The following is a 15,842-nucleotide window of genomic DNA, read 5'->3' as shown; positions in this document are numbered from 1 at the left end:
GCCCGTGTGGACGCGAGGGCGGCGCGTGCGGTCCGGTTCGGCCTCGCGCAGGACCTCGCGGGTGACCGGGGCGACCTCGCCCTGGCCGAAGAGGAAGAAGCGCAGGAAGCTGGCGAACGGGCCGCCTTCGGTCCACTCGAAGTGGATGTGCGGGGTGCAGCCGGTGGTGTCGCGGGCGTGGAGGAGGAGGACTCCAGGGTCAGGACGCGGTAGCGGCCGTGCGGGACCTCGCCGTGGACCGTGAGGCCCACCTCGAACGCCGTCCCCGGTGTGATGCTCGTCGGCCTGTCGGTGCTGATCTCCCGCTTCCACCTCCAGCCGGTCGAGGGCGTCACCGTCCTCGCCCGGCTCGCCGACGCCTTCCTCGGCCACAACTGGGCGTTCCACGTCATCCAGTTCCACCTGCCGCACGTGTTCGCGCTGAAGGCCGACCGTCAGGTCCACCGGCACGGCGTGCTCGCCCTGGCGGCCGTCTCGGCGGCCCTGCTGGTCTTCTCCGGCGGCGACACCAACACGCTCGTGCCGCTCGGCAAGGCACTGCTCAACGGCTTCGGCGCGGTGCTGACCGGCGTCGCGACGGTCGTCGTCACGGCGAGCAAGTTCGAGGAGGGCTCCTGGCTGGTCGTGGCCACCCCGCCGCTGCTGGTGGCGGCCTTCGTCGCCGTGCACCGCGCCTACGCCCGGATCGGCGGACGGCTGGACCTCGGCCGGGTGCCCGAGCTCCCGCACCGCGACCGGTCCGTGGTGATCGTGCCGGTCTCCTCCCTCTCCCGGCCGACGTCCGAGGCGCTGAGCCCCGCCTCCCTCGGTGACGAGGTCCGCGCGGTCACCGTCTGCTACCCGGACCCCGAGGACCGTGCGCAGATGCACGCCCCGGAGGGCGCGTGTGCTCCTGGTCCTGCCGGCCTCCGAGCGCCGCACCCTGGGCCGCCCCATCGGCGCCTACGTCCGCGAGGTCATGGCGTCGGAGCGGGCCACCCGGGTCACCGTCCTGATACCCGAGACCGAGCCGGAGCGGCTGTGGCAGCTGCCGGCTCCGCTTCCGGCTGCTGTGAGTGACGTCCCGCACCGTCACGGGCGGCTCTCCCACCGGCGCCGACGAGGTGCCGTAAGGGGCCCGTCAAAGGTGCGGCCGTCGCCGTCAGAGAGCCGTCAAGGCCGCTCGGATCCGGCCATACAGGCGCTTTCCTCTAACCGTCCGTTCTTCTTTCGAACCTCACTCCAGGGAGTCAGCGATGGCCGATGTGGCCTTCGTCGTCACCACGATCGCGGTGTTCGCGCTGGTGGCTCTTGTCGCCAAGGGGGTGACGAAGCTGTGACCGCCGAGAACGTCGTCGGCCTGGTCGTGGCCGTCGCCCTCCTGGGCTATCTCGTCCTCGCCCTGATCTTCCCGGAGAGGTTCTGAGATGGGTCCCGTCCTCGCCGGCGCGCTTCAGCTGCTGGCCCTCATGGCGGCGCTGGCGCTCGCCTACGTCCCGCTCGGCACTTACATGGCCAAGGTCTACTCCTCCGAACGTCATCTGCGGGTCGAGAAGTGGATCTACAAGGGCATCGGTGCCGACCCGGACACCGAGATGCGCTGGCCGGCGTATCTGCGCGGGGTGCTGGCCTTCTCGGCGGTCGGCGTGCTGTTCCTGTACCTGCTCCAGCGGCTGCAGGGCGTACTGCCCGGCTCCCTCGGCTTCTCCTCGATCGACCCGGACCAGGCGTTCAACACCGCCGTCTCCTTCGTCACCAACACCAACTGGCAGTCGTACTACGGCGAACAGGCCATGGGCCACGTCGTGCAGACCGCCGGTCTCGCCGTCCAGAACTTCGTCTCGGCGGCCGTCGGCATCGCGGTGGCCGTCGCGCTGGTGCGCGGGTTCGCCCGGTCCCGCACCGGTGAGCTGGGCAATTTCTGGGCCGACCTGGTGCGCGGTGTCGTCCGCATCCTGTTGCCGCTCGCGTTCCTCGCGGCGCTCGTGCTGGTCGCCTGCGGCGCGATCCAGAACTTCTCCGGCATCCACGAGGTCGGGCAGTTCATGGGGGGCTCGCAGCAGTGGAACGGCGGGGCGGTGGCCTCGCAGGAGGCCATCAAGGAGCTGGGGACCAACGGCGGCGGCTACTTCAACGCCAACTCCGCCCACCCCTTCGAGAACCCGACCCCGTTCACCAACCTCTTCGAGATCTTCCTGATCCTGGTGATCCCGTTCGCGCTGACCCGCACCTTCGGTGTGATGGTCGGCAGCGTGAAGCAGGGCTACGCGATCCTCGCCACCATGGCCACCATCTGGGTCGGCTTCACCGCCCTGATGATGTGGACCGAGTTCGCCCACCACGGTCCGGCGCTCCAGATCGCGGGCGGGGCGATGGAGGGCAAGGAGGTCCGTTTCGGCGTCGGCGGCTCGTCGATCTTCGCGGTGGCGACCACGCTCACCTCGACGGGTGCGGTGGACTCCTTCCACTCCTCCTTCACCGGTCTCGGCGGCGGCATCACCATGCTCGGCATGATGCTGGGCGAGATCACGCCCGGCGGGACCGGCTCCGGCCTCTACGGCATCCTGATCATGGCGATCATCGCGGTGTTCATCGCCGGTCTGATGGTCGGCCGCACCCCCGAGTACCTGGGCAAGAAGATCGGCTCCCGCGAGATCAAGCTCGCGGCCTGCTACATCCTCGTCACCCCGGCCCTGGTGCTCGTCCTCACGGCCTTCGCGATGGCGCTGCCGACCCCGGTGCACTCGATGACCAACAGCGGGGCGCACGGCTTCTCCGAGATCCTCTACGCCTACACGTCGGCCGCGAACAACAACGGCTCGGCCTTCGCCGGTCTGAACGCGGACACCCAGTGGTTCAACACCACGCTGGGCCTGGCGATGGCACTCGGCCGATTCGTGCCGATGATCTTCGTGCTGGCGCTCGCGGGCTCCCTCGCCGAGCAGAAGCCGGTGCCGGTCACCGCGGGCACCCTGCGGACCGACAAGCCCCTGTACACCGGTCTGCTCGTCGGCACGGTCCTGATCGTCACCGGTCTCACCTACTTCCCGGCGCTCGCGCTGGGTCCGCTGGCCGAGGGGCTGGCGGCATGACCACCCGTATCGAGAACCAAGAGGGTTCCATGTCCACAGCCACCCCGACCCGGGCGCCGCACAGCGACGCACCGACCGGGCACAAGCCCGCCGAGGGACGTGTCGGCGCGGGCCTCTTCGATCCCAGGCAACTGGTCACGTCGCTGCCGGACGCCTTCCGCAAACTCGACCCCCGGGTGATGGTCAAGTCGCCCGTGATGTTCGTGGTGTGGATCGGGTCGGTCCTGACCACGGTGTTCTCCTTCAAGGACCCCGGCGACTGGTTCGGCTGGACCATCAGCGCCTGGCTCTGGCTGACCGTCGTCTTCGCCAACCTGGCGGAGGCGGTCGCCGAGGGCCGCGGCAAGGCCCAGGCCGACACCCTGCGCAAGGCCAAGACCGACACGGTCGCCCGGCGGCTGGCCGGGAACACCGAAGAGCGCGTCCCGGGCACCGAGCTGACGATCGGTGATCTGGTCGTCTGCGAGGCGGGTGACGTCATCCCCGGCGACGGCGATGTCGTGGAGGGCGTCGCCTCGGTCGACGAGTCGGCGATCACGGGTGAATCGGCGCCGGTGATCCGCGAGTCCGGCGGTGACCGGTCGGCCGTCACCGGCGGGACGAAGGTGCTCTCCGACCGGATCGTCATCAGGATCACGACGAAGCCGGGCGAGACCTTCATCGACCGGATGATCAACCTGGTCGAGGGCGCGGCCCGGCAGAAGACGCCCAACGAGATCGCGCTGAACATCCTGCTGGCGTCCCTGACGATCGTGTTCCTGCTGGCCTGCGCCACCCTGCCGCCGTTCGCGGACTACGCGGGCACCCACCTGACGATGGTCGTCCTGGTGGCCCTGCTGGTCTGCCTCATCCCGACCACCATCGGCGCGCTCCTGTCCGCCATCGGCATCGCGGGCATGGACCGGCTCGTGCAGCGCAATGTGCTGGCGATGTCGGGCCGGGCGGTCGAGGCCGCCGGTGATGTCTCGACCCTGCTGCTGGACAAGACCGGCACCATCACCCTCGGCAACCGCCAGGCCTCCGAGTTCGTACCGGTGTCCGGGGTGACCGAGGCCGAGGTGGCCGACGCCGCCCAGCTCTCGTCGCTGGCCGACGAGACCCCCGAGGGCCGCTCCATCGTCGTCCTCGCGAAGGAGAGGTACGGCCTGCGCGAGCGCCACCAGGGAGAACTCGCCGGAGCCGAGTGGATCGCCTTCACCGCCCAGACCCGGATGTCGGGCGTGGACGTCGACGGCAGGAAGATCCGCAAGGGCGCCGCGGGATCCGTCGTCGCATGGGTGAAGGAACAGGGCGGTGAAGTCGCCCGGGACGCCTCGGAGGTGACGGACCGCATCTCCGCGGCGGGCGGCACCCCGCTGCTCGTCGCGATCGAGGACACCGACGGGGCCCGCGTCCTCGGTGTCATCCACCTGAAGGACGTCGTCAAGGACGGCATGCGGGAGCGGTTCGACGAACTGCGCCGCATGGGCATCAGGACGGTCATGATCACGGGTGACAACCCGCTGACGGCGAAGGCGATCGCCGAGGAGGCGGGCGTCGACGACTTCCTCGCCGAGGCCACCCCCGAGGACAAGATGGCCCTGATCAAGCGGGAGCAGGCCGGCGGCAAGCTCGTCGCGATGACCGGTGACGGTACGAACGACGCGCCCGCGCTGGCCCAGGCGGACGTCGGCGTCGCGATGAACACCGGTACGTCGGCCGCCAAGGAGGCCGGCAACATGGTCGATCTCGACTCCAACCCGACGAAGCTCATCGAGATCGTCGAGATCGGCAAGCAACTCCTCATCACCCGGGGCGCCCTGACGACCTTCTCGATCGCCAACGACGTCGCCAAGTACTTCGCGATCATCCCGGCGCTGTTCGCGGCCGTCTACCCGGGCCTCGACAAGCTCAACGTCATGGGCCTGTCCTCACCGGACTCCGCCATCCTCTCCGCCGTCGTCTTCAACGCGCTGGTCATCATCGCGCTCGTGCCGCTCTCCCTGAAGGGCGTGCAGTACCGGCCGGTGAGCGCCGACAGGATGCTGCGGCGCAACCTCACGATCTACGGCATCGGCGGACTGATCGCCCCGTTCATCGGCATCAAGATCATCGACCTGCTCGTCTCCCTCATCCCCGGGCTGTAATTTCTTGAAAGCGTGTTGAGTCGCCATGAACAACTCCGTATCGAACACGGTCCGGTTGCTCGGGGCGGGCCTGAGGGCCCTCCTGGTGCTGACCCTGGTGACCGGTGTCCTCTACCCACTGGTCGTCACCGGCATCGCCCAGGGCCTTTTCAGCAGCAAGGCGAACGGCTCGGAGATCAAGGCGGACGGCAAGGTCGTCGGGTCGTCGCTGATCGGGCAGGCGTACAACCTGCCGCTGAAGAAAGGCCAGGAGACCCCGGAGCCCGATCTGAAGTGGTTCCAGGGCCGCCCGCAGAACGGCCTCGGCACCAACAGCGTCAACACCCGGTACAAGCTGATCCTGTCGGGCGCCACCAACCGGTCCGCCGACAACAAGGACCTGGTCGACTGGGTGACCGCCGCCAAGGCCGCCGTGATCAAGGACAACGCGACGGCCGACCACAAGGTCAAGCCGTCCGAGGTGCCCGCCGACGCGGTCACCTCCTCCGGCTCCGGACTGGACCCGGACATCTCCCCGCAGTACGCGGACCTCCAGGTCCACCGGGTCGCCGAGAAGAACGGCCTGCCCGTCGCCGAGGTGGAGAGGCTGGTCGACGAACACACCGAGGGCCGCACCCTCGGCTTCATCGGCGAGCCCCGCGTGAACGTCCTCGAGCTCAACATCGCGCTCAAGGACCTCGTGGCGAAGAGCTGATGGAGTTACCCGACCGACAGGGGAGTTGGCGGCCCGGAGGAGATCCGGGACCGCCGACTCCCGCCGTCATGAAGCCGGTACGGCCCGACGTACGACACGAAAGGCGCACGCCCATGACAAGGGTGCTGGTGGTGGAGGACGACCCGCAGCTCGTACGGGCCCTCGTCATCAATCTCCAGGCACGCCGGTACGGGGTGGACGCGGCCCCCGACGGCGCCACCGCGCTCCGCCTCGCGGCCGCCCGCCGGCCCGACGTCGTCATGCTCGACCTCGGGCTGCCCGACATGGACGGGGTCGAGGTCGTCAAGGGGCTGCGCGGCTGGACCCGCGTCCCGATCCTGGTGCTGTCCGCCCGGCAGGCGTCCGACGAGAAGGTGGCGGCGCTCGACGCGGGCGCCGACGACTACGTCACCAAGCCGTTCGGCATGGACGAGCTGCTGGCCCGGCTGCGGGCCGCGGTCCGCCGTACCGAGGAAACCTCGCTCGCGTCCGGGGCCACGCTCGTGGAGACGGCCGACTTCACCATCGACCTGCTGGCCAAGAAGGCCGTACGCCGGGGCCACGACATCCGCCTCACGCCGACCGAGTGGCACCTGCTGGAGATCCTGGTCACCGACCCGGGCCGGCTGATCACCCGGAAGCAGCTGCTCCAGGACGTCTGGGGCGTCTCCCAGTGCAACAAGACCAACTACCTGCGCGTCTACATGGCCCAGCTCCGGCGCAAGCTGGAAGCGGACCCCTCCCACCCCCGCCATCTCATCACCGAGCCCGGCATGGGCTATCGCTTCGAAGCGTGAACGCCGAAGCGTGAACGAAGGGCGTACATGGCACGCGGCAAGCTCCGGATCCACCTCGGCGCGGCACCCGGCGTCGGCAAGACCTACGCCATGCTCTCCGAGGCGCACCGCCGGGTGGCGCTCGTCGACGAACTCCCCCACACCAACATCCCCGGCTCCCGCAACGAGAAGCGCCGGCATCGACGTCATCTCCACGGTGAACATCCAGCACGTGGAGTCCCTCGGTCCGGCCGGCGTCCACCACGGAGATCTTGGACTCCTGGAAGACGGGCGGCCTCGGGCCGAGCACTCCTCAGAGCTTCGGGATCTTCAGCGCGGCCCAGGTCCTGGGGCCCGGGATCCCGTCCGCGTCGCCCGCCAGTTCGGGCCGGGAGCGCTGGAAGTCGGCGACGTTGAGCCTGTCCGCCTCCGTCCACTCAGGTCCGGGACCCGAGGTGTAGTGCTTGCCGAAGCCGAGCGCCACCAGGCGTCTGCCCAGAGCGGCGACGAGAGGGCTGCGGCGGCCGGCATGGAAGGACGCCGTCCCGGGAAACGGCTCGTACCGCGGCGCCGGCGGCTTCGCCGGGCCCGCCGTCGGCAGTCGCAGTTCCCGTCCCACCGAGATGTCGTCGGCGTCCTTGATTCCGTTGAGGGCCAGCAGGGCATCCACGGTGGTCCGGTGCGCGGCCGCGATGGCCGTCAGGGTGTCGCCCGCCTTCACGGTGTAGGTGCCGGACCCGGCGTCCGGAATGGTTCCCCTGCCGTCGGAGCGGGGCCTGCCCGGCACGATCTCGATGTCCAGGGCCCCCGGGTCCCAGTGGTCCTGGCCGGGGATCTGGGAGTGCCCGTAGTGGCCGCCCTTGTTCTCCCAGGTGATACGGGGACGCTCCGTCGCCGCGGCCGCGGTGGCCGGCGGGGCCCCGACGGGCCACACGTCCGGGATGCCGTGCGCGCGCATCGCGGCGAGCAGCCTCTGGAAGTTCGGCTTGGCCTTCGGGTCGAACCCCTTCGTCCACGGGGTGCCGGCACGTCCCAGTACCTCGACCTGGATGCAGACCTTGCCGGTGCGGTTCGTGCGGCGCGTGCCGTCGTTCTTCAGCGCCCTCGACGACAGGTTCAGGGGCCCGAACTGGCCCAGCCGGTCGGTGACCGGGCAGTAGATCACCTGCGGTTCCACCCCGGCACGGATCAGGAAGGCGGCCACGGAGGTGAAGTAGCCGGAGCCGGCCGGGGACTCGGTGGTGTGCCACACGGCCCGCGGCGGCTCGAGCGGGGTGTCCATCGCTCCTCCGATGCGCTGCGCGCCGAGCCGGGTCGCGCCCTCGATGTACGCCGGGCCCGAGGCGTCGTGCGGCACACCGCCCAGGGTGCGGATGTCGCTGCCCAGGACCCCCGCGCGCCGGCCGCCGGTTCCGTCGTGCGGGCCGGTGGGCTCGTAGACGTCCAGGTCGCCGTCGTCGCGCAGGACCACGAAGGCGCCCTCGTGCCGGGGGTGTTCCTTTACCTGGCGCGCGGAGCCCGGAAGGGCGGCGATGGCGCGTACCCGGTCGACGTGGGCCTGGTCGACGGTGCCCAGATAGGTGGTGGTGATGTCGTGGGTGTCGGGGTCCGGGTGGTCGACCGCGACGTGGAAGGTGGTCATGTCGGAGTTCCGTTCTCGGGGCCGGCGGAGGTCTTCCCGCTCGGACGGGGGACGTGAGGCACACGCCTTGCCCGCTCCCGGCGCGGGTCGGGACGGTTCGGGCGGCGGGGCCACGGAAGAGGCCGGGGAAAGTGAAGGGGGCGACCGCGGAATCGGTCAGGAGCTCAGGAAGGTCACCCGCTCGGCCGTCTCGATCATCTGCCGGGCGAAATCGCCGGAGCCGAGCGTCTCGACGCCCAGCGTCGCGGCGATGCCGCTGATGAGATCACCGATGGGCAGCCGGCCGCCCGGTCCCAGGGGCAGCGGCGCCAGAACCGGGCCGCTCTCCCCGTCGGGGTTGCGCAGTGACTTGCCGAACCGTCCGGCGGCCGGGAGTTCCACCGCGAAGTGCACCGCCTCGGGCCGCTGCCGGACGTCCAGCCGGTTCAGTGTGCCGGCGAAGAGGCAGAGCATGATGTCCGGGGTGAGACGGATCGTCCCCACCTCCTCCAGGGGACCGTCGTGCCCCTCGGCGAACGCCTCGACGACCAGCCCGGGATAGCCGGACACGACGCCGGATCTGATCAACGCTCCGGTCACCACGGTCGCCCTGTCCACCGGCGGTCCTGCCCGGTCGAGTTCGGCGTCCGCCGCGGTCAGTCTGCCGATGCTGAAGGCGCCGTCCAGCAGATGGCGTATCCACTGCTGGTCGAGGCTGACGAACCGGATGCTCTCCACCGGCAGCAGCCGCTCGTCGGGCACGAGGTACATCAACGGGACCCCCGCCAGACCGGCCAGGCCCGTCAGCCAGGTCCGTACCGTGTCCGGCAGCGTGTCGTCGATGTCCGGGACGTCGAGCGGGTAGCCGGTGGCGGGTTCCAGGGCCGCCCGCAGCCGCTTCTGGCTGCGGCGGCGCTTCCAGTCGTACAACGCGGTGGCGTAGTCGGTGCTCTGCAACGCCAGCAGCCTGCCCAGTTCCCAGGCGGCGGCGTAACCGGCCTCGAACATGCCGATGTCCGGGTGGAAGCGCAGCAGCCCGTCGGAGCTGCGGGTCGCCGGGAGCGGAGACAGCGCCACCGGGCCGGTCGTCAAGGGGCCCCGGTACCACGACACGGTGCTCCCGCCCTGCCGCAGGGTGTGCCGCACCGGAACCTGCCCCTGGCGCAGCAGGCCGTCGGCGGCGGCGTTGCCGCTGTCGGCCAGCCGCAGTGGGCTGCCGTGCTGAGCCAGGTCCCGGACGAGGGCGGCGAAGTTCTGGTTCTCGGCCACGCAGGCGAACCGCCAGGAGGCCAGGCTCACCAGACGTACGAGTGAGTCGGGCCCACCGGGGCCCAGGTCGAACCCGTCGGCCCGGTACCGCCCTTCCACCGACACCAGGTGCGCGGTGCTCGGCTCGTCCGCCGACGGCAGCCTGTTCCCCAGGACCACCGCGACGTCCGGGGCGCCCTCGGTCCGCCGCAGGTGTGCCAGGTAGGGCAGTTCCGCCGCCGACGGCAGGATCTCCTCCAGCACGCCTCTGGGTACGTCGATGACGGTGGCCTGGTCCTCGGGCGACTGGTGTGCCTCGAGTGGGGTGGCGGGAAAGTACGCCGGCCCGGCGCCGAGGTCGGCGAGCCGGACCACCTTCGGATCGGGCCGCTGCGACTGGGTGAACAGCAGCAGCACCAGCCAGGGGCGGACATCTCCGGAAGGGGGTTGCTCGTCGTCGCCGGACGAGCGTTCCCAGGGCAGCGTCGGCCGGTCCAGCATGACGTGCGGCAGTACGTTGCGATGGTCGCCGAGGCTGCCGTCCGGCGGGAACACCGCCGTCACCCGGCCCGCCGCGAGGGAGAACCGGTCCGCGCTGACGGTGAACCGACGGGTCGCCGGAAACGGTTCCGGGCTTTCGGTGATCGTCTGGGTGGTGGTGATCACGTACTCCCCGGGCGGCAGGACCGGCTGGGCGTGATCGACGAACGTGATGGTGTCAGCCATGGGTGACCACCTGTGGTACCTCCAGGAACTGGTCGACGCCGAATCCGGCCAGGTCGATCGGAACGTCGCCGAGCACCGCGTCGACCAGGGCCGTGCGGGCCGCGGCGACGGCGGGGTCCCGCAGCGCGGCGGTGATCGTGCCGGCGTCCTGCGCGGTGTGGCGGGCCGGTTCGGCGGTCGCCCAGCGGATCGCGTCCGGTTCGGTGAACAGCGGGGTCGCGCTCTGCAGCGCGGCGCTCGGCAGGGTCGCCGAGACGGCCGGTTCCTTCGGCGGCAACGGCCGCACCGTATAACCGGTGAGCAGCTCTCCCACCAGCTGCGGCCGGTTGAGCGAGGCGCCGAACTCACTTCCCCAGAGCGCCGACGGGAGTTGCTTGCCGACCGGCATGAAGTCGAACAGATGGTCGACCTCTTTGCCGTCCTTGGTGATCTCGATCCGGTGCGTCGAGGTCGCGGACGCCACGTCCATCGGGCTCACCCCGAAGGTCGTACCGGCGGTGCCCGTCGGGAGCGTCTTGTCCCGCCCGGCCGGACCACGTACCGCGCCGGTGCTGGGGATGACCGAGTCGGTGACCAGCACCAGGCCGTGCGGGTCGACCACACCGAGGTCCGTGCCGCCGCCCGGGGCCAGCGCTCCGCCGGCCAGCGAGACGGTGGTGATCTCCTCCCGGGGCGGGAGCAGAGTCGCCCGGAACCTGTCCCACGGCATCGGCGCGGGCGCGCCGGAGCCCGAAGCACCGAAAGAGATGGTGAAGGAGATGATGCTCAGGTCGATGTGGGCACGACCGCCGAAGTCCGGGCCCCAGAACTCGACGTCCGCGCCCACATGGGCGCTGATGGTGTGGCTGCCGAAGAACGAGAACGTGTACGAGGCGCCGATCGAGACGTGCGCGGAGGCCTCGTAGTGATACGGCTGCCACGCGATGAGGAAGTCCATCGACGCGTCGAACCAGGCCTGCAGCGAGCCGTCGTGCCAGGTCGCGCTGAGGCTGCCGCCCGCCATCAGTGCCGAGGGGGTCAGCGCGTAGTAGGCGCTGCCGGTGAGCTGCAGATGTGAGTTGACCTGCCAGTTGAAGCCGAGCCGCGGCACCACCGGGTAGTGCGCGGGCACGGTGAAGTGCGGGTGGTAGCCGCCGACGCTCAGGACGAAGTCACCGCTGTTCGGCCCGGCGAACCAGGTACTGAACGCGAAGCCGCCGGTCAGCCGGCAGTCGCGGGACAGCAGATAGGAGTTCGGGGTGAGCTGGGCGGCGATCGAGAAGAACCCGTCGTCGGGGACGAAGGTGGCGCGCAGCGCCAGTTGCACCTCGGCGACCGGTGTGATGTCCGCCGCGCCCGCGTCCGCCGCGGGCAGGATCAGCGTCGACAGCCCCATCATGTTCAGCTCGAACCGGTGACCGAAGCCTGCCGACAGCAGCAGGAAGGAGTCGACCATCTCGAACGAGGTGAACCGGATCCCGAACATCAGGAAGAGGTCACCGGGCGACGGTGGCAGCGCGGCACTCAGCCGCTGCAGCTGACCGCCCACGTCGGCGGTGGGCGAACCACCCCCGACCACGTCGGCGATCAGCGGGAAGTCGGCGAGCCGGTCCAGCGCGGGCGGGATAAGCCTGCGGTTGTAGCCGAAGCCGGCGGCCAGCCCGCGAACGAAGAAGAACGCCGGCCCGCCGATCGGCTTGTCGAGGAACGCGTACACGAACAGGGACGGGCCCTGAGGGAGTTGAAGGTAGGAGCCGATGGCGCCGATGGAGAAGTCGGCGGTGCGGATGGTGGCCGCTCCGCCGTACGCCGGATAGGTCACGCCCTCGAACTCGACGGTGCTCTTCAGGAACGAGCCGCCGATCTCCACCGGCCCCGCCGCGTACGCCAGATCGAGTCCCGCCAGTCCGAAGGTCGGTGTCGCGGCCGGGTCGGACAGCTCGACCCCCGCCTCCAGGCCGGTCAGGGTGAGGGTCAGTCCGGCCGCCGAGATCGAGGCGTCCAGCAGTACGGCGAGTTCGGCGCCCTGACCGGGCGGGTGCTCGTACCGCACGCCCACCCGCTGGATGTGGATCGGCCCGAAGGACCGCTGCACCTTGTACCAGAGGGCGTCGTCGGCGCTCTGCGTCGACTTGTCGGGTACGGGTGTCGTGGGTTGGCTGCCCGCCACCGGCAGGACCAGGGGCTTTTCCAGGGTGCCGAGCTTCAGCAGGCCGCTGATCAGGAAACCGGCGGACAGATCCCCGTCGGGGAGCTTGGCCACCTGGTCCGGCAGCATTCCGTTGACGGCGGCGACCTCGGCTGCGGTCAGGGCGGCGGAGGCCGCGACCAGCCGGAGCGGATCGAAGCCCATCTCGCCCGCGCCGAGATGATCGCCGACGACGGGCAGGTGCGACAGGTCGACCGTGAGCGCCAGGTCGGCGCCGAACAGGTACGCCGGCCCGTCCACGGCGAGGAAGGCGTCCTTCAGGTCCACGGTCAGCCCGTCCGGGACGAAGGCGGCGGCGGACGGCAGCAGGGCGGCGACCAGGTCCTTCAGCGCGGGCACGGGGTCACCGGCCGCGTGGCTGTAGGCGGCGGTGAACAAGCTCGCCGTCGGCTGCCCCGCGAACCTCAGGTCGAACCGGGGCCTGAAGGGCCCGTGCGCCGTCGGTACCGTCGCGGCGAGCGCGGCGGTGAGGGTCCGCTGCCCGGTGTCGATCGCCAGGGTCAGGTCGACCTGGGCGGTGTCGAGGGGGAACAGGGCCTCGCCGGTGAAGAAGAGGCGTCCGGTACCGGTGGACATCTCCATGCCGAGGTTCTCGACGACGAGCCCGGCGATCGGCGCGGGCAGGGCGATCGCGCCGAACCGGTCGGCGATCTCCTGGAACAGCCTGCCGATCGGGACTTGCTGATCGGGTCCGGTCTCGCCGGTGAACTGCCAGTCGCGGGCCCCGGGGTCGTGTGCCGCGGAGATCCTGAGGAAGACTCCGGCGATCACGAATACCGCCAGCGCCTTGAAGGTGGTGTTCTGGGCGTGCTTGACGGAGAACATCACGCTGTTCAGCGAGACCGAGTCCGTCAGCCGCCACTCGCCGTCCAGCTCTAGGAAGGCGTCGTAGACGGCCGCTTCGTTCTGCTGGGGAATGGTCAGGCCGAAGTCGAACTTGAGCACCGACAGATCCGGCACCGGCGAGGGATCGGCGCCGGTCAGCTCGGTGTAGACCTCGCGCATGCTCAGCGGGCCGTCGCCCTCGCGCAGCCCGCCGCCCAGCGTGCCGGTGCGGGTGTCGGCGGTGATCTCCAGGGTGCCTTCCTTGCCGATGCCGAACAGCCCCGTGAGGAGGGCGGACGGACGTGGCGAGGACAGGGGGCTGTCGATGCGGAAGGTCAGGTCGATCGCCTGCACGTCCAGCAGGTCCGGGACGACCGTCCACTCCTCCTGGGTCTCCAGGGTCAGGCTGACGAAGTCGACCGACAAGGTGGCCGGGGTCACCTGCATCGAGACCTTGGTGAGCGCCACCGGGCTGGTGACGGAGAGGTCGAACGGGACCGGCAGGGCGGACTGACCGGCGAATCCGGCCACGTCCGCGAGGCTGATGGCGCCGAGCGCGCTGAAGTCCCCGGAGAACAGCAGGCTCTCGCCCCAGCCGAAGATCTTCGTGTCGACGAGCACGTCGTGCCGCGTTCCGCCCACGGTGATCGGGACGGCCGCGGTCACCGTGACCGAGCCCCGCGCCGACCAATCGATGCGGTGATAGTTGAAGACGGGATCCGAGGTGATCTCGTACCGCAGATCGGTGAGAGTGAACAGGCCCAGGCCGAGGGTCAGCTTCTCAGGCCCGTACAGCAGGATGTCCGGCACGGGAGTCGTGGGGAAGCCCAGCGCCTCCGGGCCGCTCACCATGGTGATCTTCCCGGTGAGTGTGTGGGTGACTCCCGGCATCAGCAGGTCCAGCGGCGCCATCGGCGTGGTGATGACCAGGACGCCGTCGAAGGTCATGGCGGTGGCCGTCGAGTCCAGGATCAGCACCGGCGACCGGAATCGCAGGGTGTCGAAGATCGAGCGGCGAAGGGGCGGGAACGCCTGGGAGAACGTCCAGTCCGCGGCGCCGGCGGCCCGCACCACGACGTGCACGGAGCCGGGTGCGGCACTGAAGGTGACATCCAGAGCCATTCCGGTGAACGGTCCTGACGCACCGGTGCCTGTCACCCTGACGCCGTCGGCGGTCTCCGTACGGGCCGTCACCGGTTCGATGACGAAGCTGCCGTCGGGGAAGAACGAGGCGAAGAGATCGCCCACGCCGGTCAGCGCGCCGATCGCCACATCGATCCTGGTGCCGGTCTGCCGCACCACGGTCCGGATCTCGTCGGGGGTCATGTGCTCGCCCCGAACTTACGGATGAAGGTGCCCCGGGAGCCGGTGGAGAACACGTTCTGGGTGCTCTTGTAGGAATAAGGCTTTCCCTCTCCGAGACCTGGCCAGACGTAGGTGGTGTGTGAGGAGATCTCGGGGCGTTCGCTCGTTTCGAGCCGCTCCACGTAACGCTTGATCACATCGTCACTCGGGTGACGGTGCTTCGGGATCTTCCGTCCGGCGCTCGCGACGGCCTCGGCCGGGTCCACCAGGTCGACGAATTCCTGGGAGGACGAGGTCAGGACGCTGCCGTGGTGGGCGGCCTGCACGAGGTTCAGCTTTGTGAGCCGTTTCGCGGCCGTGTTCATCAGGAACTGCTCGGTGTTCTTGGTCGCGTCGCCCATCATCAGCACTTTCGCGTCATTGGCCTCGACGAGTGTGACGATGCTTCCCCGGTTGGTGTCGTTGCTGCCGTCGTTCTTGTATTCATACGTGATACCGGCGGCGATGATCGATATCTGGCAGCTCTTCCCTTCGTCCAGGATCAGGATGCCGCCCTCGTCGTCCAGCCGGTCGACGGTGTTCTCCTCGTCCTTGGCCTGGACGGGCTTGCCTTGAAGGGTGACCTCTCCCACCGCCTTTTTCTCGATCGGGTCATGGCTCTTGACGACCTTTTGGACGATCCTGGTGATGGGGTCCAGGAAGGCGCTCGTCTTGGCCACACTGTATTTGTCGAAATTACCGCTGTGATAGCACTTGTCGATCGTGTATCTATCGCCCAGCACCGCTGCGAGCTTGTTGTAGTGGTCGGAATCCGGGTGGGTGAGGATCAGAATGTCGATCACGTTCCTGTTGCCGAGGAACTTCTCGTCGGTCAGGACCGAGTGCAGCCTCTTGGTGAAAGCGGTTTTGCTTTCGGGGTTCATTTTGCCCCCCGCGTCCTCGTCGTCCGTGCTCAGTGAGCCGCCGTCGAAGACGATGACCTTTCCACCCGGTGTGGACATCACAGCGAAGTCACCTTGGCCGACTTCGACGAAGGCGACATACAGGTTGCCGTCGCCGCAGTCGCCCACCGGATCGGGGTGGCGCCCGCGTATCTCCGCCTGTCGCTCTTCCCAGAGCCTCTGGCGTTCCTTCACGGCATCTTCCTCCTCCTTCGCTTTCTTCGCCTTCCGCTCACCCTCCAACTGCGACCTCGTGACACGCTTCTCGTACAGGACGGGCGTGTCCTCCGTGCGTTGCCGCTTTTTGCCGGGCATCGGTCA

At 69.4% G+C, this 15,842-nt stretch carries 9 protein-coding genes and 3 pseudogenes; 7 read left to right on the top strand and 5 right to left on the bottom strand.

Annotation, left to right across the window (positions count from 1 at the left end):
* Nucleotides 1–263 (bottom strand): annotated as a pseudogene (locus tag ABZ490_RS23110) (amino acid transporter); the annotation flags it as partial.
* Between ABZ490_RS23110 and ABZ490_RS23105 the strand changes: the two are divergent.
* From ABZ490_RS23105 to ABZ490_RS23075, 7 genes and pseudogenes are all read left to right on the top strand, one after another.
* Nucleotides 259–1,027: pseudogene (locus tag ABZ490_RS23105) on the top strand (amino acid permease); the annotation flags it as partial. The pseudogenes ABZ490_RS23110 and ABZ490_RS23105 overlap by 5 nt on opposite strands.
* Nucleotides 1,028–1,315: 288 nt before the next feature.
* The gene (kdpF, locus tag ABZ490_RS23100; RefSeq protein ID WP_009326374.1) at nucleotides 1,316–1,405 is read left to right on the top strand and encodes a K(+)-transporting ATPase subunit F; all 90 of its coding nucleotides are present in this window, start codon (nucleotides 1,316–1,318) and stop codon (nucleotides 1,403–1,405) included.
* A gap of 1 nt (nucleotide 1,406) precedes the next feature.
* Complete coding sequence (kdpA, locus tag ABZ490_RS23095; RefSeq protein ID WP_358992874.1) at nucleotides 1,407–3,071, top strand: potassium-transporting ATPase subunit KdpA; 1,665 nt, start codon at nucleotides 1,407–1,409, stop codon at nucleotides 3,069–3,071.
* Between the two features lie 29 nt (nucleotides 3,072–3,100).
* Nucleotides 3,101–5,197: a potassium-transporting ATPase subunit KdpB gene (kdpB, locus tag ABZ490_RS23090; RefSeq protein WP_358992872.1), complete on the top strand. Its 2,097-nt coding sequence runs from the start codon at nucleotides 3,101–3,103 to the stop codon at nucleotides 5,195–5,197.
* Nucleotides 5,198–5,222: 25 nt separating this feature from the next.
* A complete protein-coding gene (locus ABZ490_RS23085; protein WP_358992871.1) occupies nucleotides 5,223–5,891 on the top strand; it encodes a potassium-transporting ATPase subunit C in 669 nt (222 codons plus the stop codon).
* Between the two features lie 113 nt (nucleotides 5,892–6,004).
* Nucleotides 6,005–6,688: a response regulator gene (locus tag ABZ490_RS23080; RefSeq protein WP_358992869.1), complete on the top strand. Its 684-nt coding sequence runs from the start codon at nucleotides 6,005–6,007 to the stop codon at nucleotides 6,686–6,688.
* A gap of 27 nt (nucleotides 6,689–6,715) precedes the next feature.
* A pseudogene (locus tag ABZ490_RS23075) lies at nucleotides 6,716–6,914 on the top strand (hypothetical protein); the annotation flags it as partial.
* 66 nt (nucleotides 6,915–6,980) lie between these two features.
* Here ABZ490_RS23075 and ABZ490_RS23070 read toward each other — a convergent pair.
* The 4 genes from ABZ490_RS23070 to ABZ490_RS23055 all read right to left on the bottom strand — a co-directional run bounded on the left by ABZ490_RS23070 (nucleotide 6,981) and on the right by ABZ490_RS23055 (nucleotide 15,836).
* Complete coding sequence (locus ABZ490_RS23070; protein WP_358992867.1) at nucleotides 6,981–8,309, bottom strand: peptidoglycan-binding protein; 1,329 nt, start codon at nucleotides 8,307–8,309, stop codon at nucleotides 6,981–6,983.
* Nucleotides 8,310–8,465: 156 nt separating this feature from the next.
* A complete protein-coding gene (locus ABZ490_RS23065) occupies nucleotides 8,466–10,262 on the bottom strand; it encodes a hypothetical protein (protein ID WP_358992865.1) in 1,797 nt (598 codons plus the stop codon).
* On the bottom strand, nucleotides 10,255–14,601 hold the full coding sequence (locus ABZ490_RS23060; RefSeq protein WP_358992863.1) for a DUF6603 domain-containing protein: 4,347 nt from the start codon (nucleotides 14,599–14,601) through the stop codon (nucleotides 10,255–10,257). The genes ABZ490_RS23065 and ABZ490_RS23060 overlap by 8 nt, the downstream gene beginning before the upstream one ends.
* Nucleotides 14,598–15,836: a hypothetical protein gene (locus tag ABZ490_RS23055; protein WP_358992861.1), complete on the bottom strand. Its 1,239-nt coding sequence runs from the start codon at nucleotides 15,834–15,836 to the stop codon at nucleotides 14,598–14,600. The genes ABZ490_RS23060 and ABZ490_RS23055 overlap by 4 nt, the downstream gene beginning before the upstream one ends.
* Nucleotides 15,837–15,842: the final 6 nt, after the last annotated feature.

The sequence above is a fragment of the Streptomyces sp. NPDC005811 genome (genome assembly GCF_040630405.1).
In the GTDB taxonomy this organism is placed as follows: domain Bacteria; phylum Actinomycetota; class Actinomycetes; order Streptomycetales; family Streptomycetaceae; genus Streptomyces.
Note: the sequence above shows the minus strand (reverse complement) of the source record. Positions and strands in the feature narration are given on the sequence as shown.